The organism is Halomonas sp. ALS9, from assembly GCF_001651035.1.
Classification (GTDB): Bacteria; Pseudomonadota; Gammaproteobacteria; order Pseudomonadales; family Halomonadaceae; genus Vreelandella.
This window is the reverse complement of sequence record NZ_LXRG01000175.1, coordinates 1-298: the sequence shown is the minus strand read 5'-3', so window position 1 is coordinate 298 and position 298 is coordinate 1. Positions and strand designations below refer to the sequence as shown.

Annotated in this window: 1 protein-coding gene; it reads left to right on the top strand. The window is 61.4% G+C overall.

Going from position 1 to position 298, the window contains the following annotated elements; all coding sequences use genetic code 11:
* A partial coding sequence (locus tag A6R74_RS22800; protein ID WP_165603382.1) for a hypothetical protein occupies positions 1–298 on the top strand: 298 nt, incomplete at both ends.

Here is a 298-nt window from a genome sequence, read left to right as displayed (position 1 = left end):
GATACTTCTGCAATCAACAGCCCTAAAGGCGATACCGCTGCTCGCTGGCCCTTGATCGAAGGGCGCGGCCGGCACGGCTATACCACCCGGGACCGCTGGGAAGGTGACCAGTTAGTGCGGGTCATCGACAGCGCCCAGCGCCACTACCAGCTGGTCTACGATAGCCTGTTACCTGCCATGCAGGGCGATAGCGGGCAGCGCTTGACCGGCGTCAAGCTGGTGCAGGCACACGATGGTGAGTCAGCGGACGAATGGTTGGTACGCTATTCGTTTAGTTCCGCTGGTGCCCTGATTGCGG